Raw genomic sequence first — 25,864 nt, forward strand, 5'->3', positions numbered from 1 at the left:
GTACCGCTCAGAGCTCGGGGCCGTCCCCGGGCTCCTCCTGGTACGAGTAGCGCTGTTCCTTCCACGGGTCGCCGATGTTGTGGTAGCCGCGCTCCTCCCAGAAGCCGCGCCGGTCGGCGGTCATGTACTCCACACCGCGGACCCACTTGGGGCCCTTCCAGGCGTACAGGTGGGGGACGATCAAGCGCAGCGGGAAGCCGTGCTCGGCGGTCAGCAGTTCGCCGTCCTTGTGGGTGGCGAAGATGGTGCGTTCGGAGGCGAAGTCGGACAGCCGCATGTTGGAGCTGAATCCGTACTCCGCCCACACCATCACATGGGTGACCTCGGGCGCGGGCGGCGCGATCTCCAGGATGGTCCGGGCGGGGATGCCGCCCCACTCGGCGCCGAGCATGCTGTACTTCGTGACGCAGTGCAGGTCGGCCACGACGGTGGTGTGCGGCAGGGCCGTGAACTCCTCGTGGGACCAGCAGTGTTTCCCGCCGTCGGCCGTGGCGCCGAAGACCCGGAACTCCCAGCGCTCGGGCCGGAACCGGGGCACGGGCCCGTAGTGCGTGACCGGCCAGCCGCGCTGCAGGCGCTGTCCCGGCGGAAGCTCGGGCTGTGCCGCTCCTCCTGACTCACGCGCTCCCCATCCGCGTTCCACCGGCTGACCCATGACTCCATCCTGACAGACCCCGCGGGATGCACAGGACCGGGCCCACTCAGATTCGGGCATTACGGACCAATTTGACTAAGCATGCCCTAACTTACTAAGTACAGACTTACTGGACGATCTTCGTTCCCGGTGGAATCATGCGGCGCAACCCGCCCGTACACACCGGCTGGAAGGAGCCTCTGCGATGCAGGGCGACCCCGAGGTCATCGAATTCCTCAACGAGCAGCTCACCGGTGAGCTGACCGCCATCAACCAGTACTTCCTGCACGCGAAGATGCAGGAGAACTTCGGCTGGACGAAGCTCGCCAAGTACACCCGGCACGAGTCGTTCGACGAGATGAAGCATGCGGAGGTGCTCACCGACCGGATCCTGTTCCTGGAGGGACTGCCCAACTACCAGCGGCTCTTCCACGTCCGTGTGGGGCAGACCGTCAAGGAGATGTTCGAGGCCGACCGGCAGATCGAGGTCGAGGCGATCGACCGGCTCCGGCGCGGCATCAAGGTGATGCGCGAGAAGGGCGACATCACGTCCGCGAACATCTTCGAGGACATCCTGGCCGACGAGGAGCACCACATCGACTACCTGGACACCCAGCTGGAGCTGATCGAGAAGCTCGGCGAGGCGCTGTACCTCGCGCAGCTGATCGAGCAGCCGGACAGCTAGGCCGCCGCCTCTTCCAGCTCTTCGAGCCCTTCCAGCTCGGCCAGGACCGGCTGTCCCTGGTCGGCCAGCTCACGGCGCGGACACGCACCCCTGCCCAGCAGGGCCTGGATCCGGCGTACGCACGATCCGCAGTCCGTGCCCGCCTTGCAGGCGGAGGCTATCTGCCGGGGTGTACAGGCACCGTTCTCCGCGTGCTGCTTGACCTGCTGTTCGGTGATGCCGAAGCAACTGCAGACGTACACGCGGCTCACCTCCGGACGGGATCTGGGTCGTGCCATCCCGACCCTTGATCGGTGAGGCTAACCTAACCTTACCCGTCGCTCAGGAGCCGCAAAAGTGGAGTGGGGCGCGGATCGTATGTGATCCGCGCCCCACTCCACTTTCAGGGACAGTCCTGTAACAGGCGACCCGGTTACTGGTCCCTGTACATCTCGGCGACGAGGAACGCCAGGTCCAGCGACTGGCTGCGGTTCAGGCGCGGGTCGCAGGCGGTCTCGTAGCGCTGGTGCAGGTCGTCGACGAAGATCTCGTCGCCGCCGCCGACGCACTCGGTGACGTCGTCACCGGTGAGCTCCACGTGGATGCCGCCCGGGTGGGTGCCGAGCTCCTTGTGGACCTCGAAGAAGCCCTTGACCTCGTCGAGCACGTCGTCGAAGCGGCGGGTCTTGTGCCCGGAGGCGGCCTCGAAGGTGTTGCCGTGCATCGGGTCGGTCACCCAGGCCACCACCGCGCCGGACGCCGTGACCTTCTCGACCAGCTCGGGGAGCTTGTCGCGGATCTTGTCGGCGCCCATGCGGACGATGAAGGTCAGCCGGCCCGGCTCGCGCTCCGGGTCGAGGCGCTCGATGTACTGCAGCGCCTCCTCGGCCGTGGTCGTCGGGCCGAGCTTGATGCCGATCGGGTTGCGGATCTGCGAGGCGAACTCGATGTGCGCGTGGTCCAGCTGCCGGGTGCGCTCACCGATCCACACCATGTGCGCGGAGACGTCGTACAGCTGGCCCGTGCGCGAGTCGACGCGGGTGAGCGCCGACTCGTAGTCGAGCAGCAGCGCCTCGTGCGAGGAGTAGAACTCGACCGTCTTGAACTCCTCCGGGTCGGCCCCGCAGGCGTGCATGAAGTTCAGCGCGTTGTCGATCTCGCGGGCCAGCTGCTCGTAGCGCTGCCCGGAGGGGGACGACTTCACGAAGTCCTGGTTCCAGGCGTGCACCTGGCGCAGGTCCGCGTAGCCGCCGGTGGTGAAGGCGCGCACCAGGTTCAGCGTGGAGGCCGAGGCGTGGTACATGCGCTTGAGCCGCTCGGGGTCCGGGACGCGGGCCTCTTCGGTGAAGTCGAAGCCGTTGACGGAGTCGCCCCGGTAGGTCGGCAGCGTCACGCCGTCGCGGGTCTCGGTGGGCTTGGAGCGCGGCTTGGAGTACTGGCCGGCGATGCGGCCCACCTTCACCACGGGTACGGACGCGGCGTACGTCAGTACGGCGCCCATCTGGAGCAGCGTCTTGAGCTTGTTGCGGATCTGGTCGGCGGACACCGCGTCGAACGCCTCGGCACAGTCGCCGCCCTGGAGGAGGAACGCCTCTCCCTTGGCGACGGCCGCCATCCGGGCGCGCAGCTGGTCGCACTCGCCCGCGAAGACGAGCGGCGGATACGACTCGAGGTCCGCGATCACTGCGCGCAGAGCCTCGGGGTCGGGGTACTCGGGCTGCTGCGCCGCGGGCAGGTTTCGCCAGGTGTTGCCAGCGCTCGCGCTGGTCTTAGCGTTCACGGTCACGCCTCAACACTACGGGGTCGTGACGGGCCTTCCGGCCACTGCCCATCAAGTGAGACACGGGGTACACGGTGCGGACATCGGGTACAGTGCGTCGCATGTTCGCGCACTCGATCCAGAGCTGGTGGTGGACCGCTTCTCCGGCGGCCCACTGACTGCGCGTACCCGAGAACGTCGCGAAGGCCGCCCGAGGGGCGGCCTTCGGCGTTTCCGTGACCGGGGCCGTTCCTCACCGAACATCGACGGAAGAGGAACCATGGACCTGGCACAGCTCGCGCACGACCCCCGCCCCTTCGCCCTGCTCCGCCGCCGCACCCCGGGACACGACCAGGACGTGGTCGAGGTGCTGCTCGGCCCGGTGGCCGGGTGTGACCGTCTGGCCGCCCTCCCCGAGGAGGGCCTGGCGCTCGTCCCCTTCCGGCAGATCCGCGAGCGCGGCTTCGACGTCCGCGACGACGGCACGCCGCTGCTGGTCCTGACCCCCGAGGAGACGCACGAGGTGCCCCTGGAGCAGGCCCTGTCGCGGCTTCCGGCGCATCCCGTGCGGGTCGTCGGCGGCGGCTTCGACGTCGCCGACGAGGAGTACGCCGAGATCGTCGGGCGGGTGCTGCGCGAGGAGATCGGGCGGGGCGAGGGCGCGAACTTCGTCATCCGGCGGACGTACGAGGGCGGGATCCCCGGTTTCGGGCGGGCTGACGCGCTGGCGCTGTTCCGGCGACTGCTGGAGGGCGAGCGCGGCGCGTACTGGACGTTCGTCGTGCACACCGGGGACCGCACACTGGTCGGAGCCAGTCCCGAGGTGCATGTGCGGATGTCCGGCGGCACGGTCGTCATGAACCCGATCAGCGGCACCTACCGCTATCCCGCCGAGGGGCCGACCCCCGAGCACCTGCTGGACTTCCTCGCCGACGGCAAGGAGATCGAGGAGCTGTCGATGGTCGTCGACGAGGAGCTCAAGATGATGTGCACCGTCGGTGACATGGGCGGGGTCGTCGTCGGGCCCCGGCTGAAGGAGATGGCGCACCTCGCGCACACCGAGTACGAGCTGCGCGGCCGGTCCTCGCTGGACGTCCGGGAGGTGCTGATGGAGACCATGTTCGCGGCGACCGTCACCGGCTCGCCGGTGCAGAACGCCTGCCGGGTCATCGAGCGGCACGAGGTCGGGGGACGCGGCTACTACGCGGGCGCCCTGGCGCTGCTCGGCAAGGACTCCGGCGGGGCCCAGACCCTCGACTCCCCCATCCTGATCCGCACCGCCGACATCGACGCGGACGGGCGGCTGCGGGTGCCGGTCGGCGCCACGCTCGTGCGGGGCTCGGACCCGGCGGGCGAGGTCGCCGAGACGCACGCCAAGGCGGCGGGGGTGCTGGCGGCCCTGGGCGTGCGTCCGTCCCGCCCGCGCGAGGAGGCCGTGCGGCCCCGGCTGGCCGACGACCCGCGGGTGCGGGCCGCGCTGGACGGGCGGCGGTCCTCGCTGGCGCCGTTCTGGCTGCGGATGCAGGAGCGGCCGGACGCCCTGGACGGCCACGCGCTGGTCGTCGACGGGGAGGACACCTTCACCGCGATGCTCGCGCACGTGCTGCGCTCCGGCGGCCTGGAGGTGACCGTCCGGCGGTACGACGCGCCGGGGCTGCGGGAGGCGGTGCTCGGGCACGAGGGGCCCGTGGTGCTGGGTCCCGGGCCGGGGGACCCGTCGGACGCGGACGATCCCAAGATGCGGTTGCTGCGGGAGCTGACCGCCGAGGTCGTCCGGGAGCACCGGCACGGCGTCCTCGGCGTCTGCCTCGGGCACGAGCTGATCGCGGCCGAGCTGGGGCTGGAGATCGTCCGCAAGGACGTGCCGTACCAGGGCGCGCAGACCGTCGTCGACCTGTTCGGGCGGCAGGAGACCGTGGGCTTCTACAACAGCTTCGTGGCGCGCTGCGACGACGAGGCCGCCGCCGAGCTGGCCGCGCACGGTGTCGAGGTCAGCCGGGCGGGCAACGGGGAGGTGCACGCCCTGCGCGGGCCGGGCTTCGCCGGGGTGCAGTTCCACCCGGAGTCGGTGCTGACGCTGAACGGCGCGGCGGTCGTGCAGGAGCTGATGGGTCAGATGCGGGGCACCAGCACGTTCTCGGAGCGGCGGCCCGCCGTGTAGTCGAGGACGTTGCGCACCGTGGCGTCGACGATGTGGCCGACGGCTTCCGCCGTGTAGTACGCCTGATGGGACGTCACCAGAACGTTGGGGAACGTGACGAGGCGGGCCAGGGTGTCGTCCTCGACGGCCTGGAGGGACTTGTCGAGGAAGAACAGGCCCGCCTCCGCCTCGTACACGTCGAGTCCGACGCCGGCGAAGCGGCCCGCGCGCAGCTCCACGACGAGGGCGGCCGTGTCGATCAGGCCGCCGCGGCTTGAGTTCACCAGGATCACGTCGTCCTTCATGGTCCGCAGGGCGGCGGCGTCCAGCAGGTGCCACGTCTCCGGCATCAGCGGGACGTGCAGGCTCACCAGGTCGGACTCGGCGAGGAGCTGCTCCTTGGGCACGTACGTCATGCCGAGCTCCATGCAGGCGGGGTTGTCGGCGATGTCCCAGCCGAGCAGCTTCATGCCGAAGCCGTGCGCGATCCGGGTGAACGCCTCGCCGATCTTGCCGGTGCCGAGGACGCCGGCCGTGCGGCCGTGCAGGTCACGGCCCATCAGACCGTCCAGACGGAAGTCGAAGTCCCGGGTGCGGGTGGAGGCGCGGACGACACGGCGGTTGACCGCCATCGCGAGCGTCCAGGCGAACTCGGCGACCGCGTACGGCGAGTAGTACGACACGCGGGCGACCGTCATGCCGAGGCGCTCGGCGACCGCCAGGTCGATGTTGTTGAAGCCGGTGGAGCGCTGCGCGACCATCCGGGTGCCGCCGGCGGCGAGGGCCTCCAGGACGCCCGGGCCGAGATCGCAGTTCACGCTGGTGGAGATCACCTCGTGGCCGGCCGCGATCGGGGCGGTGTCCCCGTTGAGGAAGACGTCCAGGCTGCGGATGTCGTGGTGGGCCTGGAAGGCGTGCTCGATCAGCGGCTTCTCGTCGGCCTGCACACCAAAGGCGAGGATCTCCACGGGGCGTCCCTTCTTCGGGGGGTGCGGGCCGACTACGCGGTTCGGCGCCGAGTACGCCGGGACATGCGGGCGGGGTGCGGCCCCCGCCCCGCCCTGCCGGGCCGTCTCAGCCGAAGAACACCCCGACCTCCTCGTAGAGCTTCGGGTCGACCGTCTTCAGCCGGGCGGTCGCCTCCGCGATCGGCACACGGACGATGTCCGTGCCGCGCAGGGCCACCATCGTGCCGAAGTCGCCGTCGCGGACGCAGTCGATGGCGTGCAGGCCGAAGCGGGTGGCCAGCCAGCGGTCGAAGGGGCTGGGGGTGCCGCCGCGCTGGAGGTGGCCGAGGACCGTGGTACGGGCCTCCTTGCCGGTGCGCTTCTCGATCTCCCTGGCGAGCCACTCGCCGACCCCGGACAGGGGCACCGGTTCGGCGTTGCCCGGCGCGTCGTGCCTGAGCACCAGGTCGGCGTCCTTGGGCCGGGCCCCGTCGGCGACGACCACGATGGGCGCGTACGAGGCCCGGAAGCGGGACGTGACCCAGGCGCACACCTGGTCGAGGTCGAAGGGCTGCTCGGGGATGAGGATGACGTTCGCGCCGCCGGCCAGCCCGGAGTGGATCGCGATCCAGCCGGCGTTGCGGCCCATCACCTCGACGACGAGCACCCGCATGTGGGACTCGGCGGTGGTGTGCAGCCGGTCGATCGCCGCTGTCGCGGTGTTGACCGCGGTGTCGAAGCCGAGGGTGCGGTCCGTGGCGAACATGTCGTTGTCGATGGTCTTCGGCACGCCGACACACGGCACCCCGTGCTCGGCCCACAGCCGCGCGGCCACTCCCAGGGTGTCCGCGCCCCCGATCACGATGAGCCCGTCGATCTCCCGCGCGGCGAGGTTCTCCTTGATGCGGCGGGCGCCGCCCTCCTGCTTGAACGGATCGGTGCGCGAGGAGCCGAGGACGGTACCGCCGCGCGGCAGGATCCCGCGTACCGCGCGGATGTCCAGCGGAACCGCGTCGTCCTCCATCGCCCCCAGCCAGCCGTCGCGGAGGCCGGTGAAGTCGTAGCCGTACTCCTGGACGCCCTTGCGGACGATGGCCCGGATGACGGCGTTGAGCCCGGGGCAGTCACGGCCCCCGGTCAGTACTCCGACCCGCATGGGTGTGTCCCTTCGCCGCAGTGTCCTGCTGCTTCCACGCTAGCGGTGGGACAGGTCACTCACCGCCGCACCCGCCGGTTCACTCGTCGTCCAGTCCGCGCTCTATCGCGTACCGGACCAGCTCCACGCGGTTGTGCAGCTGGAGCTTGCCGAGGGTGTTCTGGACGTGGTTCTGCACGGTCCGGTGGGAGATGACGAGCCGTTCGGCGATCTGCTTGTAACTCAGGCCCTTGGCGACCAGGCGCAGCACCTCGGTCTCACGGTCGGTCAGACGGGGCGCCTTGGGCTCGTCGGTGTCCTGGGCCGGGGCCGGTTCGGAGGCGAGACGGCGGTACTCGCCGAGGACGAGCCCGGCCAGGCCGGGGGTGAAGACCGGGTCGCCGACGGCCGTGCGGCGCACCGCGTCCTGCAACTCCTCCGTCGAGGCCGACTTCAGCAGGTAGCCGGTCGCGCCGGACTTGACCGCCTCCAGCACGTCGGCGTGCTCCCCGCTCGCCGACAGCACCAGCACCCGCAGCGCCGGGTCGGCGGCGACGACCTCCTTGCAGACCTGGACGCCGGGCTTGCCGGGCAGGTTCAGGTCCAGCACCAGCACGTCGGGAACGGCGGCCTTGGCGCGGCGCACGGCCTGGTCGCCGTCGCCGGCGGTGGCGACCACCTCGAAGCCGGACTCGGCCAGGTCGCGGGCGACGGCGTCGCGCCACATGGGGTGGTCGTCGACCACCATGACCTTGATCGAACCCGGCCCGTCCTGAGTGATGTCCGTCATCGGCTCTCCGCCTTCCCCCGTACGTCCGTCGCGTCCTTCGGTACCTTCAGTTCGACCTCCGTGCCCTGCCCGGGCACCGAGACCAGCTCGGCGCTGCCGCCCAGGTCACGCAGCCGCCCGCGGATCGACAGGGCCACGCCGAGCCGTCCCTCGCCCTCGGCCTGCGCGAGTCGTCCCTCGGGGATGCCGGGTCCGTCGTCCCGTACGGTGACGATCACCTCGTCGGGCTCGTCCTCGACCAGGATCCACGCGCGCGCGTGCTCCCCCGCGTGCTGGCGGACGTTGTCCAGGGCGGCCCCGACGGCCGCCGCCACCTCCCGCGCGGCCGGCCGCGCCAGGGGCACGGGCGCGCCGGGCTCGGCCAGGCTGACCCGGGCACCGGCGTAGGGGGCGAGCAGGGCGCGCAGGTCGACCGGGCCGTCCGTCTCGGGTTCGTCCACGGCCCGTACGACCGCGCCCTCGGCGGCGTCCTCCGACACCCGGGAGACGGGCACCAGGCCGCCGGAGACCAGCGTGCGCAGCGCCACCTCCTGCTCGCCGGCCAGCCGGCCCAGCTCGGCCGCCTCGCCGCCGAGCGCGGCCCCGCGCCGCTTCACCATCGCCAGTACCTGGAGCACGCTGTCGTGGATGTCCCGGGCGAGCCGCTCCCGCTCGCGCGTCGCGGCCTCGATCTCCAGGGCTCGGGCGAGGGTGCGCTCGGAGGCGCGGGCGACCTCGACGACGTAGCCGATGGCGATGGAGGCGACCCAGACGAGGATCACGTTGTGGACGGTGTCGCGGGCGGGGCTGCCGCGTTCGACCAGGTTGGCGACGGCGACGAGGGTGGAGGCGAGGGCCGCCCAGCGCCAGCCGCCCTTGATGGCGAAGGCCAGCACGGCACCCGCCGTCCATATCGACGGCAGTGTCGGGCCGCCCGCCTGCACGCGCGCGTGCGCGTCGGCGATGGGTGTGAGCAGGATGCCGACGAGCGCGATGGTGAGGTCGGCGGCCAGGAACCGCTTGGTGCAGCTGGCGGCGTTCGCTACCCGGGGCAGGGTGGCCAGGGTCCAGACGAACAGCACCGCGAAGTAGGCGACGGCGAGCCAGGGACGGGCGAACTCGTCGTAGGCGGTGGTGAAGAGCCCGACCGCGTACAGCATCGTGAGCACCCGGTAGGCGGCGAGCGCGCGCCACAGCGGCTGCTCGACCGACATCCGCATGACTCTCTCGCGCTTGGCCACGTCGTCCCCCACCCCGGCCTTGACGGCCCTGTCTAGGCCCCCTCGGACCGTTCCTTCTTGGCCTGTTCCTTCTCCGCCCGCGCGAGCGCGGCCTTCGCCGCCTTCTCCGCTTCCTTCTCGGCCTTCGCCTGCTCCGCGAGCTGCCGTTTCATGGCCGTCGCGTACATGTCGACGTACTCCTGGCCGGAGAGCTTCATGATCTCGTACATGACCTCGTCGGTCACCGCGCGCAGCACGAACCGGTCATGCTCCATGCCCTGGTAGCGGCTGAAGTCCAGCGGCTTGCCGATCCGGATGCCAGGCCGCATCAGCTTCGGGACGACCTTCCCGGGCGGCTGGATCTTCTCCGTGTCGATCATGGCGACCGGGATGACGGGCGCGCCGGTGGCGAGCGCCACGCGCGCGAGGCCGCCCGGTTTGCCGCGGTAGAGCCGGCCGTCGGGCGAGCGGGTGCCCTCCGGGTAGATGCCGAACAGCTCACCGCGCTCCAGCACCTCGATACCGCTCCTGATCGCGGCCTCGCCCGCGCCGCGCGCGCCGGAGCGGTCCACGGGGAGCTGGCCGACGCCCTTGAAGAAGGCGGCGGTCAGCCGGCCCTTCACGCCGGGCGTGGTGAAGTACTCGGCCTTGGCGATGAAGGTGACCTTGCGGTCGAGGACCGCGGGCAGGAAGAACGAGTCCGAGAACGACAGGTGGTTGCTCGCCAGGATGGCGGGGCCCTCGGCGGGGACGTTCTCCAGGCCCTCCACCCAGGGCCTGAAGGCGAGCTTCAGCGGCCCCCCGATGGTGACCTTCATCGCGCCGTACAACAACCGAGTGCCTCCTGTGTCTGTCGATCAGACCTTAACCCGCCCCGCCGCCAAAGGCGCCTACGGCCCTGGTCGGTGTCAGTGCGGTCGCGTACGGTGAAGGTCCTGCACGCCACATGCCGTCCCTCTCGGCGGCCTCTTGATGAACAGGAGAGCGAAGGTGCCGCTCCTCGCCGGAGCCGAGCCGCTGCGCCACGAGGGCGGTAAGGTCGCCGTCCTGCTCTGCCACGGCTTCACCGGTTCGCCGCAGTCGCTGCGCCCCTGGGCGGAGTACCTCGCCGCGCGCGGTCTGACCGTCTCACTGCCCCTGCTGCCCGGGCACGGCACGCGCTGGCAGGACCTGCGGCTCACCGGCTGGCAGGACTGGTACGCGGAGGTGGACCGCGAGCTGCGCGCCCTGCGCGGGCGCTGCGCGACGGTGTTCGTTGCCGGGCTGTCCATGGGCGGGGCGCTCGCCCTGCGGCTGGCCGCGAGGCACGGGGACGCGATCAGCGGGGTCATGGTCGTCAACCCGGCGAACAAGGTGCACGGTCTGGCCGCGTACGCCCTCCCGGTGGTCCGCCACCTGGTGCCGGCGACGAAGGGGATCGCGAACGACATCGCGAAGCCGTCGAGCGAGGAGCTGGGCTACGACCGGGTGCCGCTGCACGCGGCGCACTCGCTGCGGACCTTCTTCCGGATCGTGGACCGCGAGCTGCCGCAGGTCACGCAGCCGCTGCTGCTGATGCGCAGCCCCCGCGACCATGTGGTGCCGCCGGCCGACTCGGCCCGGGTCCTCAGCCGCGTCTCGTCGACGGACGTCACGGAGATCCTGCTGGAACAGAGTTACCACGTCGCCACGTTGGACCATGACGCGGACCGGATCTTCGAGGAGAGCCTCGCGTTCATCGGCCGGCTCGCACCCGGCTTCGGCACAGAGCCCGCTCTCGGCATGGAAGGGACGACCGCAGGTGGCTGAGCACGACTCCGACCGCGAGGACCGCGAGCCGGACGAGAAGGGCGTCCCGTTCGACGAGGAGGCCGCCTGGGCGGCGATCGTCGCCGGGTACGGCGAGGAACCGCCGGACCCGCCGGGCGCCAAGCCCTTCAAGTCCGTCGAGGACCTGGCGCTGCTGGAGGCCGAGACCAACGACGACGGCCCCGGCACCGGCGATCAGGACGGGCAGGACGGCGACAACAGCCGCAACGGGCAGGACAAGGGGGACAAGGGGCGCGCGGGAGACACGCCTTCGGCGGCCAGGCCGCTGGGCAGCTCCATCGCGTTCGCGCCCGGCGTCGGCCCGCGCGACTACACCGCGCCCGAGCCGTCCGACGACGACTTCTCCGAGGACGACGAGGGCCACTTCGTACCGCCGGAGCCGCCGCCCCTGCCGGAGGCCGACGCCACCGCCAAGTTCGCCTGGCTCGGGGTCCTCGGGGCGCCCGTGCTGCTCCTGCTGGCGGTGCTGCTCGGCTGGGACATGACCTGGTGGCTGGCCACGGTGTGCATCGGCGGCTTCCTCGGCGGGATCGCCACCCTGGTGATGCGTATGAAGCCGGACGACGAGGACGACGACGACCCGGGCCGGGGCGCGGTGGTCTGACTACGCGGCGGGGATCCTCAAGGCGGCCAGTACCGGCAGGTGGTCCGTGGCCGCTTTCAGGTCCGCGAGCGTCACGCCGGGGTGGCCGAGGGGTACTCCGCAGCCGAGTACCTCGATGCCCTTGGTCGCGAAGATCGCGTCGATGCGCTGGTGGGGGTCCGTGGGCGTCGACGTGTGTTCGCCGCCCCAGGGTGCGGCGGCCCAGCAGTCCTGGAGCCCGTCGGCCAGGCGGCGGAAGGTGCGGCCGTCCGGGCGTTCGTTGAGGTCGCCGCCCGCGACCGCGTGCTCCACGCCCATCCCGGCGAGCCGGTCCAGGAGCATGCCGCCCTGCTCGTACCGCTCGTCCTTCTGGAGCGAGAGATGGCAGCTGAGCACGCCGAGCCGGGCATCGCCGAACCGTACGACGGCCGTCGCGAAGCCGCGCCGGTGCAGGCCGGGGGTGAGCGGCAGCAGTACGTCCTCGGTCCGCTCGACGGTGACCCGCAGCGAGCACAGGACGGCCGGTCCCGCGGCCGTGGCGCCGCCGGTGAGGACGACCAGGTCGGCGGCGCGGGCGAGCCGGGCGAGTTTCTTGCGCCAGCGGAAGAAGCGGGGGGCCTCCTGGACCAGGACCAGGTCGGGGGCACAGGCCTTGATGACGCGGGCGAGGGCGGCGGTGTCGTCGCGCATCGAACGGATGTTGTAGCCGAGGACCCGGATGACGGCGGAACCGTCGGGCTCCGTGCGGGAGTTGGGAAGCGGCGGGAGCGTTGGCATGCCGTCAATGTACGACGCGAGCCGGGTCCGGCCGCCCAAGCGCTCGGGGCGCGAGGTTCGTGCGCGACCGGCCGTTCGTCGTGGCTCGTCGCGCCGGTCCCCGCGCCCCGGACACGGGCGTCACATGATCGGGTCGGGCTCCCGGGCCAGGTCCGCCGCGCCCACCAGGCCCGCCTTGTTGCCGAGCTGGGCGGCCAGGACGTCGGCCACCGGGCGCCAGTTGCCGCCGACCAGCCAGCGCTTGTAGGACTTGCGGATCGGGCCGAGGACCAGCTCGCCCTCGTCGGACAGGCCACCGCCGACGATGAACGCGGACGGGTCGAAGAGGGAGGCCAGGTCGGCCAGGCCCGCGCCGACCCAGCGGGCCAGCTCGCGGTAGGAGTCGACGGCCACCCGGTCGCCCTGGCGGGCGGCCATGGAGATGTGCTTGCCCTCGATGCCGTCGGGGGTTCCGTCGCCGAGGCCGAGCAGGATCTCGGCGTTCTCGGGGGTGGCGTTGGCTCGCTGCTTGGCGTACCGCACCAGGGCGCGGCCGGACGCGTACTGCTCCCAGCAGCCCTGCGAGCCGCAGCCGCACAGCAGGCCGTCCGGCACCATCCGGATGTGGCCGAACTCGGCGGCCACGCCGAAGTGCCCGCGGCGCAGCTTGTTGCCGATGATGATGCCGCCGCCGAGGCCGGTGCCGAGCGTGATGCAGATGACGTTGCGGTGGCCCTTGCCGGCGCCGAACCGGTACTCGCCCCAGGCCGCCGCGTTCGCGTCGTTCTCGACCACGACCGGGAGGCCCACGCGGGCCTCGACCTTCTCCTTCAGCGGCTCGTTGCGCCAGTCGATGTTGGGTGCGAAGTAGACCGTCGAGCGCTGGCGGTTGACGTAGCCGGCGGCGCCGATGCCCACGCCGACGATGTCGTGTCCCGCGCGTGCGCCCTCCACCGCCGAGGCGATGGCGTCCACGATGGCCTCGGGCGTGGTGGGGGTCGGCACCTTGAAGGTCGAGAGGATGTTGCCTTCCTCGTCGACCACGCCGGCCGCGATCTTCGTGCCGCCGATGTCGACGCCGATGGTGAGTCCCATGAATCCCTCAGTTTCGGTCGAGCCCCGCTACGGCCAACGGTACCCGAGGCCCTGCCCTCGGGTACCCGTCGTCCGCCCGGTGGACGGGCCCGGCGGCGTCATGGGACGCGCCTGCCGGAGGGAGACCGAGAGGACCGGAGACGGCGGTCCGGGTCGACGTGTAGGGCCAGGTCGACGTGTCGGTCCGGGTCTAGGCGCGGGGTCAGTCCAGGTCGATGCGTTCCCCGGGTCCCGTGCCCTCGCCCCGGTCGTCGCGCCCGTCCCGCTCGTCGGTGTCGTACCGGCGGGCGGTCCAGCGCTGTTCCTGCGCCTGGACGGCGGAGCGGTAGGCGGCGAGCAGCTCGTTGCCGGCCGCCGCGAGGTGGTCGAAGACGTCGGGGTTGCGCTCGATGACGGGTTCCACGGCGGCCTTGGCCTGCTGGACGACCTGCCGCACCACTTCCTGCGCGGCGGGCCCGGCGACCGCCCCGAGCAGCGGCGACTGCACCCCGGACAGCTTGTCGGCGACCGCGTCGACGAGCTTCTTCAGCTCCTCGGCGGCCGAGCCGGGGGGCGGTCCGTACTGGGTGCGGCGGCGGGCCTTCTCCGCCTCGAGGTCCTCGGCGCACGCGGTGGACCAGGCGTCGGGATCGCTCGCCGCACGCACCTCGTCGTCCGCGTCGGGCTCGACGGCGTCGGACGGAGGGAGCTCTTCGCTCATGACGGACTCCTGACTACGGTTCGTCCCTACGACGTTACCCGAACGGTCCTGCGGGATTCACCGTGTCCGCGGGCCCCGCGCCGGGTCACCGGAGCCGGGCCGCCGCTGCCGGCCGCGCAGAGAGGCGGCAGCCCGGCGCGGTCAGGCCGGCCGCGGCCACGACCCCGGGTCCGGTGCGAACCGGATGCGCAGCTCGCCCTCCCGCAGGCCCGCCCCGGCGACGGTGCAGCGGCGCAGGGCGGACGGCAGCGGGACGATCCGCCGGAACCGCCCGGCGGTCACCACGAGTTCGTCGCCGCGCCGGACGAGGTCGAGGTCGTCCCGGACGGCGCCGGGCAGCGGAAGGTGCCAGACGAGCACGCCGTCCTCGGCGAGCCGGTCGGTGACCGGCCACTCGACGGGGGCCACGTCCCGGTCGACGCCCGGCACGGCGAGCGCGGCCAGGTCGTCGAGGCCGCGCGGGTCACGCCCGAGGTGGGCGACGGGCTGGACGTCGTACGCCATCCGCCACTCCTCCAGGACCTTGCGCTGCTGGGCGACGGGCCCGGCGAGCCAGCCGTCCGGGGCGTCCTCGGGCAGCACGCGGGCGGCGACGAGGCGTTCGACGGCCAGGCCGCGCAGGGCGAGGCCGAGGGTGGCGGTGCGCACGGCGTCGGCACCGGCCGGGCCGGGCTCGGCGACCAGCCGTACGACGGTGCCCGGGTCGGCGACGACCGCCTCGACGGCGGCCAGCTCCACGTCCCAGCGGGCGGCCGTCTCGTACAGCCACTGCGCCGGCATGGGGACTCCGGCGAGCCGGCCGAGGACGGGGCGCAGGGCGCGGGCCGCCTGCCGTTCCGGCGGGAGCAGGCGGCGCAGGTAGCGGCGCAGTTCTTCGGGGAGCGCGAGGAGGGCGAGCGCCTGCGGGACGGGCGGAAGGTCGACGACGAGCAGGTCGTAGGCCTCCGACAGCGCCGCGTCCCGCAGGGCGCGCAGCAGGGCGAGTTCCTCCGCGCCGGGCAGCGGGGTGAGCTCCTCGGGGTCGAGCCGGGAGGCGCCGAGGAGGTCGAGGGCGGCGGTGGCGCGGTCCTGGAAGGCGGCGAGGTCGTCGCGGAACCCGGCGGTGGCGTCGGGCCGCCAGGCCGTGAGGTTCTCGGCGGCACGCACCGGGGCGGCCCCCGTTCCGACGCCCAGTGCCGCCCCCAGGGTGTCGGTGCGGTCGGCGGTGAGCACGAGGGTGGCGGTGCCCTCGCGGGCCGCCCGCAGGGCCGTGGCGGCGGCGACGGTCGTACGGCCGGAGCCGCCCGGGCCGGTGATCAGGAGGGTGCGCATGAGGGTGAACGCTACCCGCGCGCACCGGGCGTGGCCCGGGCGGCTACTTGCCGCCCGACTCCACCCGCTTCTTCAGCCCGGCCAGCGCCCGGTCGATGATGACCTTCTCCGCCTTGCGCTTGATCATGCCGAGCATGGGGATCTTGACGTCCACGGTGAGCCGGTACGTCACCTCGGTCGTCCCCTGCCCCGCCGGCTTGAGGAGGTACGTGCCGTCCAGCGACCGGAGCATTTGGGACTTCACCAGCGTCCAGGAGACCTCGTGCTCACCGGTCCAGGTGTACGCCAGCGTCTGGTCGTCCTTGATGGCGCCGGCGTCCATGACGAGGCGGACCTGCTCGGCGCGGCCCTGGCCGTCGGTCTTGAGGACCTCGGCCTCCTTCACCTCGCCGGTCCACTCCGGGTAGCGGGCGAAGTCGGAGATCACCCCCATGACGTCGGCCGGTGCCGCCTCGATCGTGATGCTCGAGCTGGTGTGTTCCGCCATCGCCGTGGCTCCTCCAGATGCGGGCCGGTAAGAGGTCGTGGTGCACGCGTGGGTGCAGCGTGAAGGCTACCGCGCACGTGACCGGCCGACTCCACCCCCACCTGCGGTCGTCACCGGTCCGGTCACCGCCGCCGTCACCACTCCAGCGCCCACGGCGTGCCGGTGCCGGCGAAGTGCCCGACGTTGACGCACTCGGTGGCCCCGATCCGCATCCGCCGCACGAGCGGCTGGTGGACGTGGCCGAAGAGCGCGTAGCGGGGCCGTGTGCGGCGGATCGCGTCCAGCAGCGCCCGGCTGCCGCGCTCGAAGCGGCGCGCGACGGTGTCGTACACCAGCTCCGGGACCTCGGGCGGGATGTGGGTGCACAGCACGTCGACCTCCCCGACCGCCTCGACCTTCGCCGCGTACTCCTCGTCGCTGATCTCGTACGGCGTGCGCATCGGTGTCCGCAGCCCGCCTCCGACGAAGCCGAACACCCGGCCGCCGATCTCCACGCGCTCTCCGTCAAGGACGGTGATGCCGGGCCCGGCGTACTCCTGCCACAGCGGCGGCATGTCGACGTTGCCGTAGGTGGCGTACGTCGGGGTGGGGAACGCGGCGAACAGCTCGGCGTACTGCTTGCGCACGGCCTTCTCGATCACGGCGGCGCGGTCCTGTCCGATCCCGGACCACAGCCGCCTGCCGAACTCGCGCGCCTCCTCGAAGCGGCGGGCGGTGCGCAGTTCGACGATGCGGTCGGCGTTCTCGACGCCGAACAGGTCGGGGAAGATGCCGCGCGAGTGGTCGGCGTAGTCGAGGAACAGGACGAGGTCGCCCAGGCATATCAGGGCGTCGGCGCCCTCGCCGGCTCTGGCCAGGTCACGGGCGTTGCCGTGCACGTCGCTGACCACATGTACGCGCGTCCTGCGGTTTCCGGCTGGTGTGGGTGCCATGACGATCAAGGGTAGGCGTGTGCGCCAAACGTGAACAGAGCCGTCGAGACCTGCGGTTACTGGCCAGTTTTCGGGGCCCTGGACTACTGTGCGCGAAGGAACACCCATCTGTGTGACGCAGCGAACATCTCGCCGGGACCCCCTGTCGAAGAAGCCATACCGGCGGGTAACGTCCGGGCAGTCCAGTCGTGCTCAGGATTTCAACATGTGAAGCGACATGTGAATCCCGGAGCACTTGCCCGAGCCGTGGACCGCACCGTCGCATCACACAACGTCGTGGCGCCGGCGCCCTATGAGGAGCAGCAGTCTTGCGCGAGTTCAGCCTTCCGGCTTTGTACGAGGTCCCTGCGGACGGGAATCTGACCGACATCGTCCGCAGAAACGCCGCGCAGCACCCGGACGTCGCCGTCATCGCCCGCAAGGTCGGCGGCACCTGGCAGGACGTGACGGCCACGGCCTTCCTCGCCGAGGTGCGGGCGGCCGCCAGGGGGCTGATCGCGGCCGGGGTCCAGCCGGGCGACCGGGTGGGTCTGATGAGCCGTACCCGCTACGAGTGGACGCTGCTGGACTTCGCCATCTGGAGCGCGGGCGCGGTCACCGTCCCGGTGTACGAGACCAGCTCGCCGGAGCAGGTGCAGTGGATCCTCGGGGACTCCGGCGCGACCGCCTGCGTCGTCGAGACGGGCGCCCACGCCGCCACCGTCGAGTCGGTCCGCGACCGGCTGCCCGCCCTGAAGCACGTCTGGCAGATCGAGGCCGGCGCGCTGGAGGAGCTGGGCCGGCTCGGCCAGGACGTCACCGACGCGACGGTCGAGGAACGCAGCGACATCGCCAAGGCCGACGACCCGGCGACCATCGTCTACACCTCGGGCACCACCGGCCGCCCCAAGGGCTGTGTCCTCACCCACCGCAGCTTCTTCGCCGAGTGCGGCAACATCGTGGAGCGGCTGCGTCCGCTGTTCCGCACGGGCGAGTGCTCGGTGCTCCTCTTCCTGCCGCTCGCGCACGTCTTCGGCCGGCTGGTGCAGATCGCGCCGATGATGGCGCCGATCAAGCTCGGCTGCGTTCCCGACATCAAGAACCTCACCGACGAACTGGCCACCTTCCGGCCCACGCTGATCCTCGGCGTGCCGCGTGTCTTCGAGAAGGTCTACAACTCGGCACGCGCCAAGGCGCAGGCCGACGGCAAGGGCAGGATCTTCGACAAGGCGGCGGACACCGCCATCGCCTACAGCAAGGCGCTGGACACCCCGTCGGGACCGTCGCTCGGCCTGAGGATCAAGCACAAGGCGTTCGACAAGCTCGTGTACAGCAAGCTGCGCGCGGTGCTCGGCGGGCGCGGCGAGTACGCCATCTCCGGCGGCGCCCCGCTGGGCGAGCGCCTCGGCCACTTCTTCCGCGGCATCGGCTTCACCGTCCTGGAGGGCTACGGCCTGACCGAGTCCTGCGCGGCCACCGCCTTCAACCCCTGGGACCGGCAGAAGATCGGCACGGTCGGCCAGCCGCTGCCCGGCTCGGTGGTCCGCATCGCCGACGACGGCGAGGTGCTGCTGCACGGCGAGCACCTGTTCAAGGAGTACTGGAACAACCCCGGCGCCACCGCGGAGGCGCTGGCGGACGGCTGGTTCCACACCGGTGACATCGGCACCCTCGACGAGGACGGCTACCTCAGGATCACCGGCCGCAAGAAGGAGATCATCGTGACGGCGGGCGGCAAGAACGTCGCCCCGGCCGTGCTCGAGGACCGCATCCGCGCGCACGCGCTGGTCGCGGAGTGCATGGTGGTCGGTGACGGGCGGCCGTTCGTGGGCGCGCTGGTCACCCTCGACGAGGAGTTCCTGGGCCGCTGGTGCGCCGAGCACGGCAAGCCGGCCGGAGCCACCGCGGCGTCGCTGCGCGAGGACCCGGACCTGCTCGCGGCGATCCAGGCGGCGGTCGACGACGGCAACGCCGCGGTGTCGAAGGCGGAGTCGGTGCGGAAGTTCCGCATTCTGGCCTCCCAGTTCACGGAGGAGTCGGGCCACCTGACGCCGTCGCTGAAGCTGAAGCGGAACGTGGTGGCCAAGGACTTCGCGAACGAGATCGAGGCGATCTACGCGAAGTAGCGCACGGCCGTCTCATGGCGCGGTGTCCTCGGCGAGGACCCGCGCCATCGTGCGTTCGGCGAGCGCGGTGATGGTCACGAACGGGTTGACGCCGATCGACCCGGGCACGAGCGAGCCGTCGGTGACGTAGAGCCTCGGATACCCCTTGACCCGTCCGAAGGCGTCCGTCGCCTTCCCGAGGACGCAGCCGCCGAGCGGGTGGTAGGTGAAGTCGTCGGCGAAGGCCCTGCTGGAGGAGCCGAACAGGTCGTAGCGGTAGATCGTCGAGTTGGCCGCGTTGATCCGGTCGAACAGCTTCCTGGCCATGGCGGCGGACACCGCGCTCTGGGCGGCGGTCCAGCCGAGCCTCATCGAGCCGCCGGAGTAGGAGAAGGAGGCCCGCTCCGGGTTCTTGGTGATCGCCAGGTACAGGCTGACCCAGTGCTCCAGTCCGGTGGGCAGCGGGGCGATCTCGGCGAAGACGGGGTTCGAGGCGTTCGCCCAGTCGTCGATGCCCATGACCGGCATGGTCGACTGGTTCTCGCCCACCGTGTCCCACAGGTGGTTGGCCCGGCCCAGCATCACGTTGCCGTTGGTGCCCCAGCCGGCGCCGACGCTCGCGTCGAGGTCCGGCAGGGCGCCCGTCTCCCGGGCCCGCAGCAGGAGTTCGGTGGTGCCGAGGCTGCCGCCGCCGAGGAAGAGGTACGTACAGCCGTACTCGCGGGTCTCGACGACCCTGCCGGTGAGGTCGACGCGGTCGGCGGTCAGGACGTACGTGCCGTCGCGCGCCCTGCTGATCGCCCGCACTCGCTCCAGGGTGTGGAGGGTGACGTTCCCGGTGCCGAGCGCGGCGGCGAGGTAGGTCTTGTCGAGGCTGCGCTTGCCGTGGTTGTTGCCGTAGACGACCTCGCCGGCGAGGGCCGACCTCGTCGCCGTGCCGGCTGCCTCGCGCGCCATGTGAACGAAGTCGTACACATTGGGCACGAAGGTGGTCCGCAGGCCGGTCCTTCGAGCGTGTTCGCGGGAGACGCGGGTGTAGCGGTACCACTCCGTCGCCTCGAACCAGGCCGGGTCGACGGTGTTGACGCCGAGCGCGGCGCGGGCGCGCGGGAAGTACGTGCCGTACATCTCGTCGGCGTCGACGCCGGGGAACTGCTCGGCGAAGTACGCCTTCGGCGGTGTCACCGCCATGCCGCCGTTGACCAGCGAACCGCCGCCCACGCCGCGGCCCACGTACACGGACACGGCGTCGAAGTGGACCCGGTCCAGTACGCCCGGGTACGGGCTGATGTCCCGGTTGACGACGTCCAGCCACAGGAAGGTGGCCAGGGGTGCCTCGGTCCGGGTGCGGAACCACATGGACCGCTGGTCGGGGGCCCTGGTGGAGCAGAAGACCGTGCCGTCCGGGCCGGGGGTGTTCCACAGCCGGCCCATCTCCAGCACCAGGGTGCGGATGCCGGCCTGGCCGAGGCGCGCGGCGGCCACCGCGCCGCCGTAGCCGGAGCCGACGACGATCGCGGGGGCGCGGTCGACGGGGTCGGGCTCGGCGGCGCGGGCGGACTGCAGACCGATCCGGGTGAAGCCGAGGGCGGCGGCCGTCCGGAGGGCCGCCGTACCGAGGATGTGACGCCTTGTCAGCTGACGCTGCATCAGTTTCAGTGCCATGTGCGCAGCATGTGCGGATTTCCCGGTTCCGCCTAGTGGCCCTACAACAGCGTCCGGAGCTTCTCCGCCAGCAGGTCCCAGCGCCACTTCTCCTCGACCCAGGCCCGGCCCCGCTCCCCCATCCTGCGGCGCAGTTCCGGGTCCTGGAGGAGGGTGACGATCCGGTCGGCGGCCTGTTCGGCGGAGCCGCCGCGCACCACCCAGCCGGTCTCCCCGTCGAGCACGGCGTCGGGCGCGCCGCCGGAGTCCCCGGCGACCACGGGCAGCCCGGTGGCCGAGGCCTCCAGGTACACGATCCCGAGGCCCTCGACGTCGAGCCCGCCCCGGCGCGTCCGGCACGGCATGGCGAAGACGTCCCCGGCGCCGTAGTGGGCGGGCAGCTGGGACCAGGGCACCGGGCCGGTGAAGCGTACGGAACCGGCCACGCCGGTCTCGTGCGCGAGTCTGCGCAGCTCCTTCTCGTACGGTCCGCCGCCGACGATCAGCAGCACGGTGTCCGGCTCGGCCGCCAGGACCCGGGGCATGGCCCGGATGAGGGTGTCCTGCCCCTTGCGCCGCACCAGCCGGGACACGCACACGACCACCGGCCGGTCCGTGAGACCGAGCCGGGCCCGGACCTCGTCACCGCCCGACCCCGGGTGGAAGGTCTTCTCGTCGACCCCGGGCGGCAGCTGCGTCATCCGCGCGGCGGCCTCGGGGGTCAGCGCGGTCGCGATCCGGGACCGCGTGTACTCGCCGAGGTAGGTGATCGTGTCGGTCGACTCGCCGATCCGCCGCAGCAGCTGCCGCGCGGCCGGCAGCTGGGCCCAGCCCGCCTCGTGCCCGTGGGTCGTGGCCACGATCCGGCGGGCGCCCGCCTTGCGCAACGCCGGCGCCATCAGCCCGAGCGGCGCCGCCGCCCCGAACCACACGGACGTGCACCCGTGCTCCCGCAGCAGCCCGACGGCCCGCCGGGTGGCCTGCGGTGTCGGCAGCAGCATCGTCGTACGGTCGCGGACGACGGTGAAGGGCTGCTCGGCGTCGAAGGCGGCGGTCGCCTCGACGCCCTCCCGGCTCCGCTTCCACGTCGAGGCGTAGACGACCAGCCGGTCGGGGTCCAGCCGCAGTGCCATGTTGTGCAGGAAGGCCTGGATGCCGCCCGGCCGGGGCGGGAAGTCGTTCGTCACGATCAGGGTCTTGTGCATCGCCGCCGACCCTACCGAAACCGCCGTGCGCCGCCCGGGGCAGGAGCCCTTGTGGCACGCGCACAGCCGTCCGGGACATCATGGGCCCATCGAGGCGGCAGGCGGACGGGCGGGGATCACGTGAAGACGACAGGCGCGGGGCGGTCCCTGGCATGGCTGCTGGTCACCTGGGGGCTGACGAGACTGCTGCTCCTGCTGTTCGTCCTCAAGGTGTACGTCTTCCCCGGCCCGGACGTCACGAGCGACGTGTCGGTGATCTACCACGGCTGGTACGACGTCCTGCGCACCGGAACGTTCCCGCGGAACGACGTGACCTGGCAGTACCCGCCGGCCGCCGCCCTGGCGATCCTCTCCCCCGCGCTGCTGCCCTTCCTGGACTACGCGACCGCCTTCTACGTCCTGGCCCTCCTGGCCGACCTGGTGGTCCTGGCCCTGCTGCTGTCCGCGGGCCGGCGCCCGGACAGGACGCTGCGCGGTGCCTGGGTGTGGGTCGCGGGGGTCCCGCTGCTCGGCCCGACCGTGTACGCCCGTTACGACGTGATGGTCACGGCGGTGGCGGTGGCCGCGCTGCTCGCCGGGGCCCGCAGCCCCCGGGCGATGGGGGCGCTGGCGGCCTTCGGGGCGCTGCTGAAGGTGTGGCCGGCGCTGCTGCTCCTGGCCGCGCGGCGGCGCGGCTCCTGGCTGGCGGCGGTGGTGACCGCCGTCGCTGTGGCGGCCGGGTTCGCCGTGGTCATGCCGGGCGCGTTCGCCTTCCTGACCTTCCAGCGCGACCGGGGCACCGAGGTGGAGTCGCTGGGCGCACTGGTTTTCCACGTGGCCCGGCACCACGGCTGGGACGGCGAGGTGCTGCTGAACTACGGCTCGGTGGAGTTCCTCGGCCCGTACGTGAGCGTGGTGAGCACGGCCGCGCTGTTCCTCACCGGGGCGGCGTTCGGCTGGCTGTTGCTGTGGCGGATGCTGGCCACCCGCTTCGAGGCGCACACGGTCGCCGACGCGGCGTTCGTGGCGGTGCTGATGTTCACGACCACGAGCCGGGTGATCAGCCCGCAGTACATGGTGTGGCTGGTCGGCCTGGCGGCGGTCTGCCTGGGCTTCCGGAGCAGCCGGATGCGGCTGCCGGTCGGTCTGGTCCTGGCGGCGGCGTTCGTGACGGTGCTGGAGTTCCCGATCTGGTTCGCTCACGTGGTGGCCAGCGATCCGCTCGGCATCACGCTCCTGGTCGTCCGCAACGGCCTCCTGATGGCCGCCACGGTCGCCGCGGCCCGAGAGCTGTGGCGCGCCACGGTTCCCCGCGAGGCCCCCGCTCCCCTGCCCCCTCAGACGACCCGCACCAGCGAGACCCCGGTCTCCTCCTGACGCACCGCCCGCCGGAACAGCCACCCCGCCGCCGCGCACTGCGCCCCCATGGCCAGCGCCAGCGCCAAGCCCACGCCCGGCAGCCCCAGCCCTGTCAGGCCATGCGCCAGCGGGAGCTGGACCGCCATGCCGAGCAGTGTCACGCGCAGCAGCGCCGGGGCCCCCGCCGCCCTCGAAGACGCCGCCGAGCGCGATGAAGCAGGCCATCAGCGGGTCGCGCGGGCGACGGGCGAGGCGGAGCGGGCGTGGCTGAGGGAGGCCATCGACCACCTGGAACAGGCGGGTCGACTCACCCGAGCTGCGTCCGCAGGTACTCCCGCCACCGCCCGGTGAAGTCCTCGGGCGTCGTGCCGAGCACCTCCCGCATCGCGTCCTCCACCGCCCCGGCCCGCTTCCCGTGCGCCCCCACGGCCCGGTAGAACTCGCCCAGCCGCGCCTCGCCCCAGCGGTCGGCGATCAGCCGGCAGGCCGTCCAGCCACCCTCGTAGGCCCGCGCGAGCCGGCCCGCGTCGCCGGAGAAACCGAAGTCCCGGTCCTGCGGGAGCCGCGCCGGCACCTGCCCCTGGCGCACCGCGCGGGCCAGCTCGGGCGCGGCCTCGGCCGGTGCCCGCCCGCTGCCCCGGTAGCCGACCCAGTCGGCGTACCCCTCGGAGAGCCACAGCGGAGTGGCGGGACCGGTGTGGGCGCGGGTGGCGACATGGGTGGCCTCGTGGGTGAGGACGACCTGCCTGCCGAGCGAGCCGAGCAGCCCGTACGCGTCCGGGTTGACGATGATCCGGTCCGCGGGCGCCCGCGCCGGGGCGCCGACCTCGCCGGTGGTGACCGCGGCGATCCCGCGGTAGGAGGAGGCAGGCGAGCCGAGCAGCCCCGCCATCCCCTCCAGCGATCTCGGTACGACGACCACGACCCGCCGGGACCAGTCGGTGCCCCAGGCGTCCGACACGGCGGGCACCGCCCGGTCGGCCAGGTCCGCGTAGCCACGCAGGGCCTCACCGGACTGCCCCACCCCCAGGACGAGGCTGCGCGCCCCGCGTACGGCGACCACCTCGCCCTGGTCCCACAATTGCTGCGCGGACTTCTCGGCGGGCCGGTCGGCGTCGACGTCCCACCGGCCGTCCTCGCCCCGGCTCAGGCTCAGGGTGCGGCCCACAGTGACCGGGGCCTTGTCGTAGCCCTCGATGCGGTAGCGCAGTTCGGCGTCGGCCGTCGCCCGGTCGCCGGTGCGGTGCAGGGCGGTCAGGCGGTAGGACCAGTCCGCGAGCGGGACGTCGCCGAGGTTGCCGAACCAGCTCAGCGCACCCGTGCGCACGAAGGCCGCCCGGTCGCGGTCGAGGACCGCCGCAGCCCGCCGGTCCAGCGTGCGCTGCACCTCGGCGGTGGCGCCGCCGGCGGCGGTCCGCCCGCCGCAGGACACCAGGGAAACGAGGGAGACGAGCAGCAGGCACAGCGCCGCCGCTCCGGATCCCGACACCCGCCCTCGACCAGCCACCTCTCGAGGGTACGGGCAGGTCAGATTCTGGTGACCGAGGAGACCGGCATCATCCCGACCGGGTCGTAGCGCACGGGCGCTCCGGGGTACGGCGCGTGGATCACCTGGCCGTTGCCCGCGTACATCCCCACGTGGTCGGCGTCGGCCCCGTAGAAGACCAGGTCGCCGGGGCGCGCCTCGGACAGCGGGACCTGCCGTCCCGCGTACCGCTGGGCCTGCGAGGTCCGCGGCAGGGAGACCCCCGCCTGCGCGTACGCCCACTGTGTCAGGCCCGAACAGTCGAAGCCGCCGGGTCCGTTGGCACCCCAGACGTACGGCCTGCCGAGTGCGGAGTGGGCCGCCGCCATCGCACCGGCCGCGCGGCCGGAGGCCGGGGCGGCACCCATGAGGCCGGGCAGGTCGGTGCGGCCCGAGCGGGTGACGCGGTCGTAAGCGGCGCGCTCGGCGTAGGGCAGCGAGTTCAGCAGCCGCCGGGCCTCGGCGAGTTTGCTTTCGACGGTCTCCTTGTGAAGGGCGACCGCCCGGCGGCTCTTCTCCAGTTCCTCCAGCTTGCGCGTGGCCTCGGCGCGTTCGTCGGCGAGTTCGCTCATGGCCGTCTGCAAGTCCCGCAGCGCACCGGCCTGGTGGTCACTGATCCGGTCGAGCGTGGAGGCCTTGGCGAGGTAGTCGTCCGGGTCGTCGGAGAACAGCAGCTCCAGGGCGGGGTCGATGCCGCCGGCACGGTACTGGGCACCGGCGAGCGCACCCAGCGACTCCCGCATGGTGTTGATGCGCTCCTGCTGGCGGGCGATCCGGTCCTGGGCGACGCCGACCTGCTCGCGCAGGGCGTCGGCGCGCTCGTCGGCTTCGTTGTAGGCCTCGGTCGCCTTCTCGGCCTCCTCGTAGAGGCGGTCCACCTCGGCACGGGTGTCGTCGTACGGCTCGGCCTGCGCCGGTACGGCGCCCAGCAGGGCGGTCGCGAGAGACATGACACTGGCCGCGACACTGGCGCCCCGGTCGAAACCGGACGTTTCACGGCGGCGATGGCACCCCACGGAAGCCGCTCCCCTTCGCTGACGGACTGGAAACGCGGCAGACAGTAGCCCCGCCGTGGGGTTCCGACCAAAGACCGCGGTGCGTACACACGGTGACGCCCCGCCGCTGAC

The 25,864-nt window shown here is 72.2% G+C and carries 25 protein-coding genes and 1 pseudogene; 7 read left to right on the forward strand and 19 right to left on the reverse strand.

The features are described 5' to 3' along the window. Positions 1 to 7 precede the first annotated feature (7 nt). Complete coding sequence (locus ACFPZJ_RS24785; RefSeq protein ID WP_381025594.1) at positions 8 to 655, reverse strand: sulfite oxidase-like oxidoreductase; 648 nt, start codon at positions 653 to 655, stop codon at positions 8 to 10. 184 nt (positions 656 to 839) lie between these two features. Here ACFPZJ_RS24785 and bfr point away from each other — a divergent pair, with 184 nt between their 5' ends. Continuing rightward, on the forward strand, positions 840 to 1,319 hold the full coding sequence (gene bfr, locus ACFPZJ_RS24790; protein ID WP_381025596.1) for a bacterioferritin: 480 nt from the start codon (positions 840 to 842) through the stop codon (positions 1,317 to 1,319). Here bfr and ACFPZJ_RS24795 read toward each other — a convergent pair. After that, the gene (locus ACFPZJ_RS24795; RefSeq protein ID WP_381025599.1) at positions 1,316 to 1,570 is read right to left on the reverse strand and encodes a (2Fe-2S)-binding protein; all 255 of its coding nucleotides are present in this window, start codon (positions 1,568 to 1,570) and stop codon (positions 1,316 to 1,318) included. The genes bfr and ACFPZJ_RS24795 overlap by 4 nt on opposite strands. A 161-nt stretch (positions 1,571 to 1,731) precedes the next feature. Then, positions 1,732 to 3,084 (reverse strand): class II 3-deoxy-7-phosphoheptulonate synthase, encoded by a 1,353-nt coding sequence (locus ACFPZJ_RS24800; protein WP_381025602.1) that lies wholly within the window; start codon positions 3,082 to 3,084, stop codon positions 1,732 to 1,734. Positions 3,085 to 3,179: 95 nt separating this feature from the next. Here ACFPZJ_RS24800 and ACFPZJ_RS24805 point away from each other — a divergent pair, with 95 nt between their 5' ends. Beyond that, on the forward strand, positions 3,180 to 3,236 hold the full coding sequence (locus ACFPZJ_RS24805; RefSeq protein ID WP_218513217.1) for a trp operon leader peptide: 57 nt from the start codon (positions 3,180 to 3,182) through the stop codon (positions 3,234 to 3,236). A 101-nt stretch (positions 3,237 to 3,337) separates the two neighbouring features. Then, positions 3,338 to 5,218 carry an anthranilate synthase family protein gene (locus tag ACFPZJ_RS24810; protein ID WP_381025605.1) on the forward strand — a complete coding sequence of 627 codons (1,881 nt, stop codon included), beginning with the start codon at positions 3,338 to 3,340 and terminating at the stop codon, positions 5,216 to 5,218. On the opposite strand, the gene ACFPZJ_RS24815 is transcribed toward ACFPZJ_RS24810, so the two are convergent. The 5 genes from ACFPZJ_RS24815 to ACFPZJ_RS24835 form a co-directional block, all read right to left on the reverse strand. Next, positions 5,170 to 6,165, reverse strand: a complete 996-nt coding sequence (locus tag ACFPZJ_RS24815; protein ID WP_381025607.1) for a 2-hydroxyacid dehydrogenase — start codon at positions 6,163 to 6,165, stop codon at positions 5,170 to 5,172. The two genes, ACFPZJ_RS24810 and ACFPZJ_RS24815, sit on opposite strands and share 49 nt — an antisense overlap. Before the next feature lie 106 nt (positions 6,166 to 6,271). Next, positions 6,272 to 7,300 carry a 6-phosphofructokinase gene (locus ACFPZJ_RS24820; protein ID WP_381025609.1) on the reverse strand — a complete coding sequence of 343 codons (1,029 nt, stop codon included), beginning with the start codon at positions 7,298 to 7,300 and terminating at the stop codon, positions 6,272 to 6,274. 79 nt (positions 7,301 to 7,379) lie between these two features. Continuing rightward, positions 7,380 to 8,069, reverse strand: a complete 690-nt coding sequence (locus tag ACFPZJ_RS24825; protein ID WP_381025612.1) for a response regulator — start codon at positions 8,067 to 8,069, stop codon at positions 7,380 to 7,382. Next, positions 8,066 to 9,289 carry a MacS family sensor histidine kinase gene (macS, locus tag ACFPZJ_RS24830; protein WP_381025615.1) on the reverse strand — a complete coding sequence of 408 codons (1,224 nt, stop codon included), beginning with the start codon at positions 9,287 to 9,289 and terminating at the stop codon, positions 8,066 to 8,068. Before macS ends, ACFPZJ_RS24825 begins: the two co-directional genes overlap by 4 nt. Before the next feature lie 32 nt (positions 9,290 to 9,321). Then, positions 9,322 to 10,086 (reverse strand): lysophospholipid acyltransferase family protein, encoded by a 765-nt coding sequence (locus ACFPZJ_RS24835; RefSeq protein WP_381025787.1) that lies wholly within the window; start codon positions 10,084 to 10,086, stop codon positions 9,322 to 9,324. Positions 10,087 to 10,258: 172 nt separating this feature from the next. Between ACFPZJ_RS24835 and ACFPZJ_RS24840 the strand changes: the two genes are divergently transcribed. Next, positions 10,259 to 11,056, forward strand: a complete 798-nt coding sequence (locus ACFPZJ_RS24840; RefSeq protein WP_381025617.1) for an alpha/beta hydrolase — start codon at positions 10,259 to 10,261, stop codon at positions 11,054 to 11,056. Continuing rightward, a complete protein-coding gene (locus tag ACFPZJ_RS24845) occupies positions 11,049 to 11,681 on the forward strand; it encodes a hypothetical protein (protein ID WP_381025620.1) in 633 nt (210 codons plus the stop codon). The genes ACFPZJ_RS24840 and ACFPZJ_RS24845 overlap by 8 nt, the downstream gene beginning before the upstream one ends. On the opposite strand, the gene ACFPZJ_RS24850 is transcribed toward ACFPZJ_RS24845, so the two are convergent. The 6 genes from ACFPZJ_RS24850 to ACFPZJ_RS24875 form a co-directional block, all read right to left on the reverse strand. After that, on the reverse strand, positions 11,682 to 12,437 hold the full coding sequence (locus tag ACFPZJ_RS24850) for an endonuclease/exonuclease/phosphatase family protein (RefSeq protein ID WP_381025622.1): 756 nt from the start codon (positions 12,435 to 12,437) through the stop codon (positions 11,682 to 11,684). 120 nt (positions 12,438 to 12,557) lie between these two features. Next, positions 12,558 to 13,511, reverse strand: a complete 954-nt coding sequence (locus tag ACFPZJ_RS24855) for an ROK family glucokinase (protein WP_381025624.1) — start codon at positions 13,509 to 13,511, stop codon at positions 12,558 to 12,560. Between the two features lie 202 nt (positions 13,512 to 13,713). Next, on the reverse strand, positions 13,714 to 14,211 hold the full coding sequence (locus tag ACFPZJ_RS24860) for a DUF5304 domain-containing protein (RefSeq protein WP_381025627.1): 498 nt from the start codon (positions 14,209 to 14,211) through the stop codon (positions 13,714 to 13,716). A 141-nt stretch (positions 14,212 to 14,352) separates the two neighbouring features. After that, positions 14,353 to 15,522, reverse strand: coding sequence for an ArsA family ATPase (locus ACFPZJ_RS24865; protein ID WP_381025630.1), 1,170 nt, complete (start codon positions 15,520 to 15,522; stop codon positions 14,353 to 14,355). 43 nt (positions 15,523 to 15,565) lie between these two features. Then, positions 15,566 to 16,009 (reverse strand): SRPBCC family protein, encoded by a 444-nt coding sequence (locus ACFPZJ_RS24870; RefSeq protein WP_381025633.1) that lies wholly within the window; start codon positions 16,007 to 16,009, stop codon positions 15,566 to 15,568. A gap of 134 nt (positions 16,010 to 16,143) precedes the next feature. After that, the gene (locus ACFPZJ_RS24875) at positions 16,144 to 16,941 is read right to left on the reverse strand and encodes a metallophosphoesterase family protein (RefSeq protein WP_381025636.1); all 798 of its coding nucleotides are present in this window, start codon (positions 16,939 to 16,941) and stop codon (positions 16,144 to 16,146) included. Between the two features lie 308 nt (positions 16,942 to 17,249). On the opposite strand from ACFPZJ_RS24875, the gene ACFPZJ_RS24880 reads away from it, so the two are divergent. Beyond that, a complete protein-coding gene (locus ACFPZJ_RS24880; protein ID WP_381025639.1) occupies positions 17,250 to 19,046 on the forward strand; it encodes an AMP-dependent synthetase/ligase in 1,797 nt (598 codons plus the stop codon). A gap of 12 nt (positions 19,047 to 19,058) precedes the next feature. Here the strand turns inward: ACFPZJ_RS24880 and ACFPZJ_RS24885 are convergent, their stop codons facing one another. Together ACFPZJ_RS24885 and ACFPZJ_RS24890 are read right to left on the reverse strand one after the other, a co-directional pair. Beyond that, a complete protein-coding gene (locus ACFPZJ_RS24885) occupies positions 19,059 to 20,690 on the reverse strand; it encodes a GMC oxidoreductase (protein WP_381025641.1) in 1,632 nt (543 codons plus the stop codon). Between the two features lie 41 nt (positions 20,691 to 20,731). After that, complete coding sequence (locus ACFPZJ_RS24890) at positions 20,732 to 21,874, reverse strand: glycosyltransferase family 4 protein (RefSeq protein ID WP_381025644.1); 1,143 nt, start codon at positions 21,872 to 21,874, stop codon at positions 20,732 to 20,734. Between the two features lie 120 nt (positions 21,875 to 21,994). Between ACFPZJ_RS24890 and ACFPZJ_RS24895 the strand changes: the two genes are divergently transcribed. Continuing rightward, a complete protein-coding gene (locus tag ACFPZJ_RS24895) occupies positions 21,995 to 23,230 on the forward strand; it encodes a glycosyltransferase 87 family protein (protein ID WP_381025645.1) in 1,236 nt (411 codons plus the stop codon). Here ACFPZJ_RS24895 and ACFPZJ_RS24900 read toward each other — a convergent pair. The 3 genes and pseudogenes from ACFPZJ_RS24900 to ACFPZJ_RS24910 form a co-directional block, all read right to left on the reverse strand. Beyond that, positions 23,191 to 23,440: pseudogene (locus tag ACFPZJ_RS24900) on the reverse strand (MATE family efflux transporter); the annotation flags it as partial. The gene ACFPZJ_RS24895 and the pseudogene ACFPZJ_RS24900 sit on opposite strands and share 40 nt — an antisense overlap. 79 nt (positions 23,441 to 23,519) lie before the next feature. Then, positions 23,520 to 24,719: a hypothetical protein gene (locus tag ACFPZJ_RS24905; RefSeq protein ID WP_381025648.1), complete on the reverse strand. Its 1,200-nt coding sequence runs from the start codon at positions 24,717 to 24,719 to the stop codon at positions 23,520 to 23,522. 20 nt (positions 24,720 to 24,739) lie between these two features. Continuing rightward, entirely contained in the window at positions 24,740 to 25,753 is a 1,014-nt protein-coding gene (locus ACFPZJ_RS24910; protein WP_381025651.1) for a C40 family peptidase, read from the reverse strand. Positions 25,754 to 25,864: the final 111 nt, after the last annotated feature.

The organism is Streptomyces bullii (assembly GCF_042657145.1).
In the GTDB taxonomy this organism is placed as follows: Bacteria; Actinomycetota; Actinomycetes; order Streptomycetales; family Streptomycetaceae; genus Streptomyces; species Streptomyces bullii.